Origin of the sequence: Chitinophaga sedimenti (assembly GCF_023156195.1) — a bacterium.
GTDB classification, from domain to species: domain Bacteria; phylum Bacteroidota; class Bacteroidia; order Chitinophagales; family Chitinophagaceae; genus Chitinophaga; species Chitinophaga sedimenti.
In genome coordinates this window covers 1,671,376-1,683,987 of the sequence record NZ_JAKUKA010000001.1, presented here as the reverse complement: position 1 = coordinate 1,683,987, position 12,612 = coordinate 1,671,376, and the positions used below count along the sequence as shown (strand labels likewise).

Below are 12,612 nucleotides of genomic sequence, written 5' to 3'. Positions count from 1 at the left end.
GTGGTAGATACCTACCGTTTCTGTATCATTTTTTCAAAGTGATAAATACCGGTGCGGCGGATGTAACTCAGTAAGCCGATCTGGATTTTAATCGCCGTGTCGGATTCGCTGGAGTATACGATATCGTCGTTGTGGTTGTATACCAGAATGCTTTCCTGGTGAAGGTCCTGGAAGGAGTTTTTCTCTAATCGTTTGAGCAGGTTGGTTTCCAGCCGGGCTCCTTCGTCCAGCACGCTGGCTATAGACCGCGCACGGTATTCCAACCGGTCCTGGAACTCCTGGCGGCGTTCTTTTACAGAAAAGTAATAGGCGAGGGTCGCGAATGTAATGAGCAATACGGTCGCGGAAACCGTATAGTAAAGCGCTATTTTAAACTTTATCTTCATTCTTCCGCGAGGTAATACCCCATACCGGTTTTGGTGTGCAGCAGTTTCGTGTCGAAGTCTTTGTCTATTTTTTTACGGAGGAAGTTAACATATACCTCAATCACGTTGGTGCCCGTATCAAAGTCAATATCCCACACTTTTTCGGCGATGGTGAGTTTGGAGATCACCTTGCCTTTATTGAGCGCCGGGAATTCCAGCAACTGGTATTCCTTGGCGGTGAGCATGATCTTTTTACCGGCGCGTACCACATCTTTTTTCTCGCGGTCTATTTCCAGGTCGGCGATCACCAGGCGGGTGCCTGCGCCGGTGGTTACTTCCGTACCCACCCGTTTCAGGAACACGCGGATACGGGCCAGCAATTCGCGGAAGTCGAACGGTTTTACCAGGTAGTCGTCTGCGCCCGTGTCAAAGGCCTGCATTTTATCATCCAGGCCGCCCAGGGCGGTCAGCATAATGATAGGCACCTTGGCGTTGCGGCTGCGGATGACTTCACATAATTCGTATCCGTTGGCATGCGGTAAATTCAGATCGAGGATTACGAGGTCGTAGTTGTGGCTGGCGGCCAGGCTTTTACCCATCCGCCCATCATATGCCACTTCCACTTCAAACCCGTTTTCCTCCAGTCCTTTTTTTACCGCGTTGGCCACCTTCACTTCATCTTCGACTACCAGTATTTTCTGCATAGAACGTAAATTCTAGTTTCCAAGTTTGGCTTCCAGCTCCATGATGGCGTCAAACACCTTCTCATATTGCTGGTTCACCCGGTCGAGTTCCTTCGTCACCTGCGCATACTCTTCCTCACAGGATTTGAACTTTTAGGGTCCGCATAAGTACCGGGATCCCCCATTTCGCCTTCCAGCTTCGCCTTACGGGTGTTGAGGCTAGCCAGCTGGGACTCTATCTGCGAGAATTGTTTCTGCTGCTTCTGCAGTTCCTTCTGCGCATCTTTATCTATTGCGCCGGCGCCCTTAACGGGGGCAGGTGCTGCTTCCTTCTTTTTGGTTTCCACCGCTGCTGCCGCCTTTTTCTCCGCTGCCGCCTGCTGCTGCGCCTGTTGTTCGCGCTGTGCCTGGCGGCGTTTAAATTCTTCCCACTCGGCGTAAGTGCCTTTAAACTCTTTGATTTCGCCGTTCACGATCTCCCATATCTTGTTAGCCGTCTGGCTTACAAAGTAACGGTCGTGCGATACAAGTACAAAGCTACCCTCGTATTTGTTCAATGCATCGATGAGCATTTGAACGGACAGCATGTCCAGGTGGTTCGTGGGCTCATCCAGCAGCATGAAGTTGGCCTGGCTGATGATCGTTTTCGCCAGCGCTACACGGGCTTTTTCGCCACCGGAGAGGATGCGGATTTTCTTAAACACGTCGTCGCCGTTAAACAGGAAGCAGCCCAGGAGGGAGCGGAGTTCTACCTCACTACGGCCGCTACCGCTTGTTTTCAACTCGTCCAGGATCTCGTAATCCAGGTTAAGTGATTCCAGCTGGTGTTGGGCGTAGAAGCTTGTTACCACGTTGTGGCCGGGAATACGTTCGCCGCTGATGGGTTCAGAGCCTGCGATAATGCGCAGCAAGGTCGATTTACCTTTGCCGTTGGCACCGATCAGTGCAATCTTGTCACCACGGTTAATTTCCGCACTGGTATTTTTAGTACCTCGAGCTGACCGAAGTTCTTGGATACATCGCTCAGCGTGAGCAGGATTTTACCAGGTTGTTTATCTACAGAAAAGTTGATGCGAATTTTGGACGGGCCACCATCTACCTGCTCGATGCGCTCGATTTTATCGAGGCGCTTCATAATACTCTGTGCCTGTGCTGCCTTGGAGGCTTTTGCCTTAAAGCGCTCTACGAACCGTTCCTGCTGGCGAATATAGTCCTGCTGGTTTTCGTAGGCCCGCTGCTGCAACTCGCGGCGCATGTCTTTCTCCACTTCGTAATCCGAGTAATTGCCGGCATAGTGATGCAGTTCCTGCTGGTACAGCTCCACGATCTTGTTCACCATCTTGTCCAGAAGTAACGGTCGTGCGATACGATGATGACAGCGCCGTCGTAAGTGGAAAGGTATCTTTCCAGCCATTCGATGGAAGGGAGGTCAAGGTGGTTCGTCGGTTCATCGAGCATGAGCACGTCGGGGTGCTGCAGGATGAGCCGGGCCAGCAGTACACGCATGCGCCATCCACCCGAGAACTGGTTGTACGGACGCTCCAGGTCGGCTGTGCTGAAACCGAGGCCTTCAAGCACCTGGGCTGACTTGTTGCGCATATTATACCCGTCGAGGGTTTCGAACAGGTGAAGTTTATCGCTGTATTCGTTGAGAATTGCTTCGCTTTCGTTGTGTTCCATTTCGGCTACCAGGCGTTCCAGGTCTTTTTCTACCTGCAGGGCTTCGCCAAACGCGGTCATCCCTACTTCCGTGGATGGAGTCGTCGGACTCGAAACTGAGCAGGTCCTGGTTAAAGAAGCCGAGGGACAGCCCCTTTGCTTTATTCAGGCTACCGCCGGAAATAGAGTATTCGCCATTGATAATTCTGAGAAGAGTGGATTTACCGGTACCGTTCATACCAATGAGCCCAACACGGTCGCCGGGCACAATGTGCCGAGGAGGCGTCCCGAACGATGGTCCTGGCTCCAAAATCAAAGGTTACATCCTGTAATGCTAACAGCATAATATCGTCGTATAGTTAAAAAAACGCCCAAAGTTACTATTTAGAAATGGCATCGCAAGGGGGAGCAGGCAGTAACTTTCCTATTTAGCCGCCGTTGCGACGCTCCCTTCACCCCTTGTGCACTCTTGAGCCATCTTTTGAAGATACTTCGTTGATCTTTCGTTTATACTTCGTTAATATTAGGTTCAAAGTAGGTTTACGAACCTAGGTTGAACCTAGTTTGAACCTAGGATGAACCTAGGATGAACCTAGGATGCATTAAAGACAAGATGGTCTTGTCCGGTCTTATCCTGAAATCGGTTTACACCCAGGTTAATAATCCGGATTAAGGTTACACCTGTTGTTGTTAATCCGTATAAAGGTTTACAGGATCTAGTCCTGAAATAGGGTTTACCCTGCTAAATAATAATCCCGATTGGGGCTACATGACGGTCGCTTGCTACAGTTTTGGGGTTGTGCTACCGCCGGAACCGTTTAACGGTGTGGAAAAAGTACAGGTAGGGCAACACGAAGGGGATGGGAAGCGGGAAAACGTGCGTCTCATCAATAAATTTATTATATATCTTTGTCCGAAACGTAAGGAAATGCGATTGAAATTATTCGGAATGATGGCGTTAGCGGGGATGACGACTTTGGCAGCCTGTCAGCAGCAGGCAAAGCCTGCAGAAGCGGGCGATACGTCCCGGCAGGCCGCTTACCAGGCGCCTTACCCGGCCGTATTCTATGATTCACTGAAAATTGCCATGAACAGCTATTATACGCTTACGCAACACCTCGTGGCGGCGGATGATATGAAGGTGAACGATGCGGCCCTCGATTTCAAACGGCATATTGACAGTCTGCCAGCCGACGTATTGCGTTCCGATTCCAATATTTACTCGATCGTCACCTCCGCTTCCGGCGGCATCAGCGCCGAACTGACCGGTCTGCTGGGCGAAACCGACATAGAAAAGAAGCGTGCGGCTTATCACATGGTTACCGATATGCTGTTTGACATGGTGAAAGCCACCGGCCTTAAAAGCGATACCATTTACCGCATTTACTGCTCTATGGCCCTGGGTGAAGGCGCTTACTGGCTGAGCCCTAACACCGAGATTCATAACCCGTACTATGGCGAAAGCATGAATGGCAGCTGCGTGTCTGTTACCGATACGCTGCGGTACCAGTAGTGCTGGCCGCCCACGATTTAATTGTACGGAGGCACATGCTTTAATCCCGAAATATGTTTAACCGGAGGGCACCCATTTTATTCCTCACCCTGTTGCTGCTGACCGCGACCGCTTTGCAGGCCGTAGGACAAGCCGTTGCCCGCTTCACTATCAGCGGTTATATCACCGATGCCCGCAATGGAGAATCTATACCCGGCGCCAACGTAATGGTGAAAGGCACGCTTACCGGCGTGCAAACCAACGCGTACGGCTTTTACTCCCTTACGTTACCTGCCGGTGACTACACACTGGTATATTCCTTCCTTGGATATACGCCACAGGAAACGGCGCTCACCCCGGACAAAAACCTCACAAAAAACCTGGCATTAAGCACCGGCGCCATACAGGCGAAGGAGGTGGTGGTGACTAGTAAACGGAAAGATGAGAACATCCGCAGTACCGACATGGGACGTATTTCCATGTCCACTGCCGACATGAAGAAGTTGCCCGCATTAATGGGTGAAGTAGACATTTTAAAGGTGATGCAAATGATGCCCGGCGTACAGGCGGCGGGTGAGGGGAATGCCGGTTTCTATGTGCGCGGTGGTGGCCCCGACCAGAATTTGATTTTGCTGGACGAGGCGCCTGTATACAATACCGGTCACCTGTTCGGCTTCTTTTCTATCTTCAATGCTGACGCGATTAAGGATGTAACCCTCATCAAAGGCGGGATGCCGGCCAGTTACGGTGGGCGTTTATCATCGGTGGTAGACGTGAACATGAAAGAGGGTAACAATCAGGGCTTCGAGGTGGAAGGCGGTTTAGGCGCCATTGCATCCCGGCTGTCTATCCAGGGACCTATACAAAAGGATAAGTCCTCTTTTATGTTCTCTGGTAGAAGAACTTATGTTGATCTGCTCACAAAACCCTTTATATCTCCCAAAAGCGATTTTTATGGATCCGGATATTACTTCTATGACCTGAATGCTAAAGCGAATTATAAATTCTCGGATAAAGACCGCCTGTACCTCAGCGCATATATGGGGCAGGATGTTTTCACCTTCAACAATAAAGAGCGCGCGTTTAATGCCCACATCCCATGGGGCAATGCTACTGCCACGCTGCGCTGGAACCACGTGTTTTCGCAAAAACTGTTCGCCAATACTTCGCTGATTTATAACGATTACAAGTTCGAGTTCTCCGGCAGGCAGAGCGATTTCGACATTCGCATGAAGTCGGGCATACGCGACCTGAATGCCAAGCTGGATCTTGATTACTATGTAACTGCAAAGCATCACTTGAAATTTGGCGGTAATTATATTTACCACGTTTTTCGCCCCTCATCAATTTCCGGCGCGCAGGACAGCACGACTTTTAACCCGGACAATACGTATAAGAAATTTGCCCATGAAGCAGCATTGTACATCCAGATGACTGGGACATCAGTCCGCAATTAAAAGTGAATATAGGGTTACGTTACAGTGGTTTTCAGCAGATTGGACCGTACACGGCTTTCGAGCGCGATGAGGATGGCAACAAGCTGGACAGTACGTATTGGGGGAAAGGCGTGCCCGTGCGGGCATACGGATGGCCGGAGCCGCGCCTGATCGTACGTTATGCCCTGAACGACAATAACAGCATAAAAGCATCGGTGACGAGGAACAACCAGTTCATTCACCCGGTGACCAATTCCGGATCATCATTGCCCACGGACATATGGGTACCCAGCACCTACCTCGTAAAACCGCAGATCGCCTGGCAATACTCCGCCGGCTATTTCAGGAACTTTGCCGATAACGACTACGAAGCGTCGGTAGAGGCATATTACAAGCGGATGCAAAACCAGGTTGAATACCGCGAGGGTTATACACCGTCGATATCCGACCCGGAGGAAGATTTCGTATTCGGCAAGGGCTGGGCTTACGGAGCAGAATTATTCCTCAAGAAAAACAACGGCAAGTTCACCGGCTGGCTGGGATATACCCTGGCCTGGACCTGGCGTAAGTTTCCTGACCTGAACGACGGCGATAAGTTCCCGGCGAAGTACGACCGCCGGCACGACCTGGGCTGTGATAGGTACGTACGACCTCAGTAAGCGCTGGAGCTTTTCGGGGGTATTCATCTTTGGCTCCGGAAATACGACTACATTGCCGGAGAAGTTTTATTTCGTGGAAGGGGTGCTGCGGCAGGAGATGGGTAAGTTAAACTCTTACCGGATGGAGCCGTATCACCGGTTAGACCTTTCCGCGATTTATACCCCGAAAAGAAAGCGTTTCAACGACCGTGTGCAGGGCAGCAGCTGGGCTTTTTCCATCTATAATGTCTACAGCAGGATGAACCCGTATTTCATGTATTTTTACCAGAAGGGGAGTGTGTCCGGCGGCAACCTGGAAGTGAAGGGCCGCAAGGTTTCGCTGTTTCCGGTACTACCTTCAGCTACCTGGAACTTTAAGTTTTAGTGACTGCTGGTTAATTTCCACCCAAATGCTTAACTTCGCAAGCATTTTATAAAGAAGATCTTAGACTAATATGATCAACATTACACTCCCGGATGGAGCAGTCAGACAGTATGAACCAGGCGTTACCGCGCTGGACGTTGCCAAGTCGATCAGTGAAGGACTTGCGCGCAAAGTATTATCAGCCAATGTAAACGGCGAGGTGATCGACGCCACGCGCCCGATTACGACGGATAGTACGTTGCAGCTCCTCACGTGGAACGATAAAGATGGCAAGTCCACGTTGTGGCACTCTTCGGCCCACTTATTGGCCGAGGCCCCGAAGCACTGTTTCCTGGAGTGAAATTTGGTGCCGGTCCCGCGAGTGAGAACGGAGGTTTTTATTACGATGTGGACCTGGGCGACCGCCAGATAGGAGAGGAAGACCTGAAAAAGCTGGAAGTAAAGATGAACGAACTGGCGAAAACCAGCAGCGTATACGTTCGCAAAGATGTGTCTAAAGCAGACGCTATCCAGTATTTTACCGAAAAAGGCGATCCCTATAAACTGGAGCTGATCAACAAACTGCAGGATGGTTCTATCACCTTCTATACCCAGGGCGGTTTCACCGATCTGTGTAAAGGCCCGCACATCCCGAATACGAGCTTTATCAAGGCTATCAAGCTGACAAATATTGCCGGTGCTTACTGGCAGGGGAATGAGAACAACAAGATGCTTACCCGCATCTACGGTATTACGTTCCCAAGTCAGAAAGAACTGGATGAGCACATGTTGTTGCTGGAGGAAGCGAAGAAACGTGACCACCGCAAACTGGGCAAAGAACTGGAGCTGTTTACTTTCTCCGAGAAAGTTGGTTTGGGCCTGCCGCTGTGGTTGCCGAAAGGCGCTATGCTCCGCGAGCGTTTACAGCAGTTTCTGCAAAAGGCGCAATTGGAAAGCGGCTACCTGCCTGTAGTAACGCCGCACATTGGCAGCAAGCAGCTCTACGTAACTTCCGGCCACTACGAGAAATATGGTAAAGACAGCTTCCAGCCGATCTCTACACCCGAAGAAGGTGAGGAGTTTCTGCTGAAACCGATGAACTGTCCGCACCACTGCGAAATTTACAAAGCGTCTCCGAAGTCCTATAAAGATTTGCCGGTTCGCTTCGCCGAGTTCGGTACGGTTTACCGTTACGAGCAGCACGGTGAGTTGCATGGCCTGACCCGCGTACGCGGATTTACCCAGGACGATGCGCACCTGTTCTGCCGTCCCGACCAGGTAAAGGAAGAATTTATCAAAGTAATTGATCTCGTTCTGTACGTTTTCAAAAGCCTGAGCTTTACCGACTACACTGCGCAGATCTCACTCAGGGATAAGGACGACCGTTCCAAGTACATCGGCAGCGATGAGAACTGGAACCTGGCTGAGCAGGCAATTATAGAAAGTGCACAGGAAAAAGGACTGCCAACGGTGGTAGAATATGGCGAAGCTGCATTCTATGGCCCGAAACTTGATTTCATGGTAAAGGATGCCCTTGGCCGTAAATGGCAGCTGGGTACCATCCAGGTAGATTACAACCTGCCGGAGCGTTTTGAACTGGAATATATTGGCGCCGATAACGCCAAACACCGCCCGGTAATGATTCACAGGGCGCCATTTGGTTCGCTGGAGCGTTTCATCGCGGTACTGATTGAGCACGTAGCCGGTAAGTTCCCGCTGTGGCTGGCTCCAACGCAGGTGAAGATCCTGCCAATCAGTGACAAGAGTCAGGCTTATGCGGAAAAAGTGGCAGAATTGCTGAAAAAATCCGAAATTCGCGCTGAGATTGACGACCGTGCTGAAAAAATCGGTAAGAAAATCCGGGAAGCCGAGCTGGCCAAGATTCCATACATGCTGGTGCTGGGCGAGAAGGAAGCTGCCGATAATGTGGTGGCAGTTCGTCGTCAGGCGAAAGGTGACCTGGGAACCATGGAGATTAAAAATTTCATCGATTTGATCGGCGATGAGGTGATAAATCGTAAACCTTTTGAATAAGAAAGTTGTAATTTACGTATCGATCAGTAAAATTTAATTTTAGTAATTTTTATTATTCTTAATGCAACAAAGACCAAAGCCAAATTTTAACCGGGGTAAAGGCCCTAACTTCAGAAGAGAACAACAACAAGAACATCGCACCAACAGGATGATCCGCGTTCCTGAAGTTCGATTGGTAGGTGACAACGTGGAGGTTGGCGTATATCGTACAGAAGATGCGCAGCGCATGGCAGATGACCAGGGGTTTAGACCTCGTGGAAATCTCCCCTAATGCGGCCCCACCCGTATGCAGAATCATCGATTACAATAAATTCCTTTACGAGAAGAAGAAGAAGGAAAAGGAAATGAAAGCCAACGCGCATAAAAGCGAAGTGAAAGAAATTCGCTTTACGCCAAATACGGACGATCATGACTTCGACTTCAAAGCTAAACATGCTGAGAAATTCCTCAAGGAAGGTAATAAAGTAAAGACATACGTTCAGTTTAAAGGTCGTGCCATCATGTTTAAAGAACGTGGTGAGCTGATCCTGCTGAAATTCGCGGAGCGCCTCGCAGAAGTAGGTGCCCTTGAAGGTATGCCGCTCATGGAAGGTAAAAGGATGATCGCCATCTTCGCTCCGAAAAGCGCGAAGAAGAAATCCGGCGAAAAAGCTGAAAAGCCTGAAAAAACCGAAAGACCTCCAAGGCCCGAGCGTCCTGAAAGAACGGACCGCCCGGAAAGAATCGAGAGACCTGAGCGTCCTGCAGTTGCCCCGTCTGCCCAGCAGCCCGGTACTACGCAGATCACGCCTGCCGGCCGTCCGCCGATCAACATTCAGTACAAAAACAAACCCGCTACAGAAACGCCCTCTGCAGAATCGAACACAGAAGGCAGCAACTAAGCGGTCAAATAATGTTAGTAAAGCCCGGAGCGTTCAGTTCCGGGCTTTCTGTTTTTATAATTTTCCCAAAGCCTTCAGCGTTTTGCCGGCGCGGGAGCGGATACCCGGACTGGCCCCTTGTTCCAGCAGGTCTTCTATCACCAGTATGATTTCATTCTTGATTTCAGGGTAAGATTGGGCAAGCTGCCCGAGAATAGCCATGCAGAACGATTTCACAGCAATCGTTTCTGCCGGGTCCTGAGAAAATCGAAGCAATAATTCATAACCGGGCCGTGCAGGTTTTCGGGGATGGGAATCCCTTGCAGTACGGCCATAACGTTTCGTTTAACCGCCACCGGTATATCCTTGTCACCGAGCCGTTCTACAATGGCATCAAGATGCGGCAGGAGCAGCGCTGGATGTTTTTCTGCTACATGGCGGAGTGACCATGCGGCGCGTTGTACCACCCGGTATTCATCCTGTAGAAAAAGTGCTACCAATGATGCAAAACGCTTTTTGTCGCCGCCAATCCAGGCCGCGATCTTCAGGGTTTGTTCTTTAGAATGTTCTTCGAGTATGGCACTGCGTAACTCCATAACTGTGGATTAAATTTTCACAAATCCGGCACGATAATCGGCGTATTTGCTGGATATTTGTCAAACTAAACCTGTTAGCTTTTGCTTAAAAGAGAATTCCGTGTGATCCTGTTATCGCTGGTAGTCAGTTTCGTATTGACTATCGCGAAGTTCACCGCTTATTTTATGACACATTCCGTAGCGATCCTTTCCGACGCGCTGGAGTCGATCATCAATGTAGTGGCGGGTGCTTTTGCAAGTTACAGTATTTACCTTACGAGTAAACCCCGCGACGAAAACCATCCCTATGGCCACGGCAAGGTAGAGTTTTTCTCCATCGGTTTCGAAGGCGCCATGATCTTTATTGCAGGTTGTCTTATCCTGTTTAAAGCCATCCAGTATTTCTTTACAGCAGTGCCTATAGAAGATGTGGACCACGGTGTTTGGATCACCGGCGGCACTACCATTGCCAATCTTATTTTAGGCAGATATTTGTTGTTCGCGGGCAAACGTGCCGGCTCGATTACGCTTACGGGTAACGGGCAACACATCATGACAGATGTATACAGTTCCGTTGCGTTAATCGTGGCGTTGTTGCTGATACACTTCACCGGCTGGACCTGGATAGATCCGGCTACATCGACCGTGATGGGCAGCTTCATCCTTTATAATGGTTACAGGTTATTACGCAAATCGATATCTGGTTTAATGGATGAAACAGATATGAAGGTGGTAGATAAAGTAATCGGTGTATTATCCGAACACCGCCGCCCGATGTGGATCGACGTACACAACATGCGGGTACAACAGTACGGCAGCAACTATCATATCGATTGTCATATAACCATGCCTTATTACCTGGAACTCAGCCAGGCGCACGCCGAAATGAAAGTGGTAGATGAGGTAATTAACGCGGAATTGAAGAACGGGGAAACGGAGTTCTTTATTCATACAGATCCCTGCGTACCGGCCAGCTGCCCCTGTTGCCAGTTATTGCAATGCCCGGTACGCAGTCATCCTTTTATAGAAAAAATAGAATGGAGCCGCAGTAATGTCCTTCCCAATAGAAAGCACGGTGAGTAATTATTCAGCGCCGGCTTCTTCTCCATCGCCATGCCCGAGCAAGTCGCGGATCGGTTTTACGGCGTGATAGATATTACGGTTGTAACGATTTCCAAGAATCACCAGCGTCGTCGAATCCTGCACAAAACGATAGAATACCGTGTTGTTGCCATGCCACCAGCCATTATGGTAAATAATTTTATGCGTGCTATCCGGATATACCATCAGGCGCCAGCCTAAGCCATAATTGCGTATGCCGGGCTTTTCATTGCTGTAGGGACGGAAGGCCTCCTGCAAAGTGGCATCACTGAACAGTTTACCGGAATACAAACCCTGGTCCCATTTCAGCATATCACGTACGGTGCTGTATACACCTTTATCACCCACCACACCGTCGAAGTTCACATCGGGCTCGGGACGACCGCGGAAGTCGTGGCTAACCGTCTGGTGCATGCGTTTGGGACCGGTACCGTCATTCACATAAGTATCATACATCTCCAGCGGCTGGAAAAACGTTTTCTGCATGAACTCCGGGAAACGCTCGCTGGTCACCTTTTCTACGATAGAGGCGAGTAGCAGGTAATTCGTGTTACAGTACTGGAAATGTGTATTTGGCAAATGCTGAATACGCGGACGATGCTTTACCATCAGGCCGATCACATCGCCATTTGTCATGAGTTTATTGCGATCGGGCCAGAGGCTGTCACAGAAATAGAGATAGTTGGGCAGGCCGCTGCGGTGGTTGAGCAGCATGCGTACCGTAATACCTTTATATGGTAAGTCGGGAAAGAAATGTTGGAGGCTGTCTTCCAGCGAAAGTTGCCCCTTTTCTACCAGGTGCATCACCGCCATGCCCGTAAACGTTTTGGACACGGACGCCAGCTGGAAAGTGGAGCTGTCGGTCAGTGGCGAACGGGATTTGAGATCTTCAAAGCCGTTATATTGTTCATACAGCACCACACCTTTGCGGGCAAGGAGAATAGCGCCATTAAACCCGCTTCGCTTCAACTTATCGGCATACACAACTGCCATGTCGCGACTGATCCGCTTGTTGGCGGGCAGGTTGCGGATGGAATCCTTCGCTGCTTCAGAAAGTCCAAGTGTATAAATATTTTCGTGTGTATTACTTGCACTGTTTGCCTCTTTCCTGTGTGCCACACTGTTACTGCATCCTGTGAACAGGACGAATGCAGGTAAAGACATGGCTAAAACTACAATTGCTGCATGCTTGCGCTTCATCAGAATAAAATACTGTAGGTCAGTTTAGTTATAAAATCCTTAAAAATAGTAGCTGACGTTGCTTTTGCCAAATAAAATTCTATCGTAAGCCGCTTTTTAAGGGATTTTTAAGATATGAATCCTAAATTTTATTCAAAAAATGAGCCAAGTCGCCCCGTTTTTTTGAGAAAATCGAATTTGCGGCGGCCGGTATTTGATTTGTCGG

16 protein-coding genes and 1 pseudogene are annotated in these 12,612 nt (G+C 49.6%); 9 read left to right on the top strand and 8 right to left on the bottom strand.

The window, feature by feature from the left end; genetic code table 11:
• Positions 1-11: 11 nt before the first annotated feature.
• The 6 genes from MKQ70_RS09540 to MKQ70_RS09515 all read right to left on the bottom strand — a co-directional run bounded on the left by MKQ70_RS09540 (position 12) and on the right by MKQ70_RS09515 (position 2,945).
• Positions 12-386, bottom strand: coding sequence for a hypothetical protein (locus tag MKQ70_RS09540; protein ID WP_248070218.1), 375 nt, complete (start codon positions 384-386; stop codon positions 12-14).
• Entirely contained in the window at positions 383-1,069 is a 687-nt protein-coding gene (locus tag MKQ70_RS09535) for a response regulator transcription factor (protein ID WP_248070216.1), read from the bottom strand. The genes MKQ70_RS09540 and MKQ70_RS09535 overlap by 4 nt, the downstream gene beginning before the upstream one ends.
• Before the next feature lie 95 nt (positions 1,070-1,164).
• Complete coding sequence (locus tag MKQ70_RS09530) at positions 1,165-1,989, bottom strand: ATP-binding cassette domain-containing protein (RefSeq protein WP_248081208.1); 825 nt, start codon at positions 1,987-1,989, stop codon at positions 1,165-1,167.
• Entirely contained in the window at positions 1,989-2,387 is a 399-nt protein-coding gene (locus MKQ70_RS09525; RefSeq protein WP_248070214.1) for an ATP-binding cassette domain-containing protein, read from the bottom strand. Before MKQ70_RS09525 ends, MKQ70_RS09530 begins: the two co-directional genes overlap by 1 nt.
• Positions 2,381-2,788 carry an ATP-binding cassette domain-containing protein gene (locus tag MKQ70_RS09520; protein WP_248070212.1) on the bottom strand — a complete coding sequence of 136 codons (408 nt, stop codon included), beginning with the start codon at positions 2,786-2,788 and terminating at the stop codon, positions 2,381-2,383. The genes MKQ70_RS09525 and MKQ70_RS09520 overlap by 7 nt, the downstream gene beginning before the upstream one ends.
• Entirely contained in the window at positions 2,682-2,945 is a 264-nt protein-coding gene (locus MKQ70_RS09515; protein ID WP_248081205.1) for a hypothetical protein, read from the bottom strand. Before MKQ70_RS09515 ends, MKQ70_RS09520 begins: the two co-directional genes overlap by 107 nt.
• A gap of 588 nt (positions 2,946-3,533) precedes the next feature.
• On the opposite strand from MKQ70_RS09515, the gene MKQ70_RS41100 reads away from it, so the two are divergent.
• From MKQ70_RS41100 to infC, 8 genes are all read left to right on the top strand, one after another.
• A complete protein-coding gene (locus MKQ70_RS41100; protein ID WP_248070210.1) occupies positions 3,534-4,220 on the top strand; it encodes a DUF3347 domain-containing protein in 687 nt (228 codons plus the stop codon).
• Between the two features lie 53 nt (positions 4,221-4,273).
• Complete coding sequence (locus MKQ70_RS09505) at positions 4,274-5,656, top strand: TonB-dependent receptor (RefSeq protein ID WP_248070208.1); 1,383 nt, start codon at positions 4,274-4,276, stop codon at positions 5,654-5,656.
• Between the two features lie 2 nt (positions 5,657-5,658).
• On the top strand, positions 5,659-6,294 hold the full coding sequence (locus tag MKQ70_RS09500) for a TonB-dependent receptor (protein ID WP_248070206.1): 636 nt from the start codon (positions 5,659-5,661) through the stop codon (positions 6,292-6,294).
• On the top strand, positions 6,269-6,658 hold the full coding sequence (locus MKQ70_RS09495; protein WP_248070204.1) for a hypothetical protein: 390 nt from the start codon (positions 6,269-6,271) through the stop codon (positions 6,656-6,658). The genes MKQ70_RS09500 and MKQ70_RS09495 overlap by 26 nt, the downstream gene beginning before the upstream one ends.
• Before the next feature lie 70 nt (positions 6,659-6,728).
• The gene (locus MKQ70_RS09490; protein ID WP_248070202.1) at positions 6,729-6,998 is read left to right on the top strand and encodes a TGS domain-containing protein; all 270 of its coding nucleotides are present in this window, start codon (positions 6,729-6,731) and stop codon (positions 6,996-6,998) included.
• Positions 6,995-8,671, top strand: coding sequence for a threonine--tRNA ligase (thrS, locus tag MKQ70_RS09485; RefSeq protein WP_248070200.1), 1,677 nt, complete (start codon positions 6,995-6,997; stop codon positions 8,669-8,671). Before MKQ70_RS09490 ends, thrS begins: the two co-directional genes overlap by 4 nt.
• Positions 8,672-8,732: 61 nt before the next feature.
• The gene (locus MKQ70_RS41095) at positions 8,733-8,942 is read left to right on the top strand and encodes a translation initiation factor (protein WP_308198979.1); all 210 of its coding nucleotides are present in this window, start codon (positions 8,733-8,735) and stop codon (positions 8,940-8,942) included.
• A complete protein-coding gene (gene infC / locus MKQ70_RS09475) occupies positions 8,866-9,552 on the top strand; it encodes a translation initiation factor IF-3 (RefSeq protein ID WP_308198978.1) in 687 nt (228 codons plus the stop codon). Before MKQ70_RS41095 ends, infC begins: the two co-directional genes overlap by 77 nt.
• Positions 9,553-9,606: 54 nt before the next feature.
• On the opposite strand, the pseudogene MKQ70_RS09465 reads toward infC, so the two are convergent.
• A pseudogene (locus MKQ70_RS09465) lies at positions 9,607-10,127 on the bottom strand (HEAT-like fold family protein).
• An 81-nt stretch (positions 10,128-10,208) separates the two neighbouring features.
• Between MKQ70_RS09465 and MKQ70_RS09460 the strand changes: the two are divergent.
• Positions 10,209-11,189, top strand: a complete 981-nt coding sequence (locus MKQ70_RS09460; protein WP_248070195.1) for a cation diffusion facilitator family transporter — start codon at positions 10,209-10,211, stop codon at positions 11,187-11,189.
• Here the strand turns inward: MKQ70_RS09460 and MKQ70_RS09455 are convergent, their stop codons facing one another.
• Positions 11,190-12,326 carry a serine hydrolase domain-containing protein gene (locus MKQ70_RS09455; RefSeq protein ID WP_248070193.1) on the bottom strand — a complete coding sequence of 379 codons (1,137 nt, stop codon included), beginning with the start codon at positions 12,324-12,326 and terminating at the stop codon, positions 11,190-11,192. It lies immediately after the preceding gene.
• Positions 12,327-12,612: the final 286 nt, after the last annotated feature.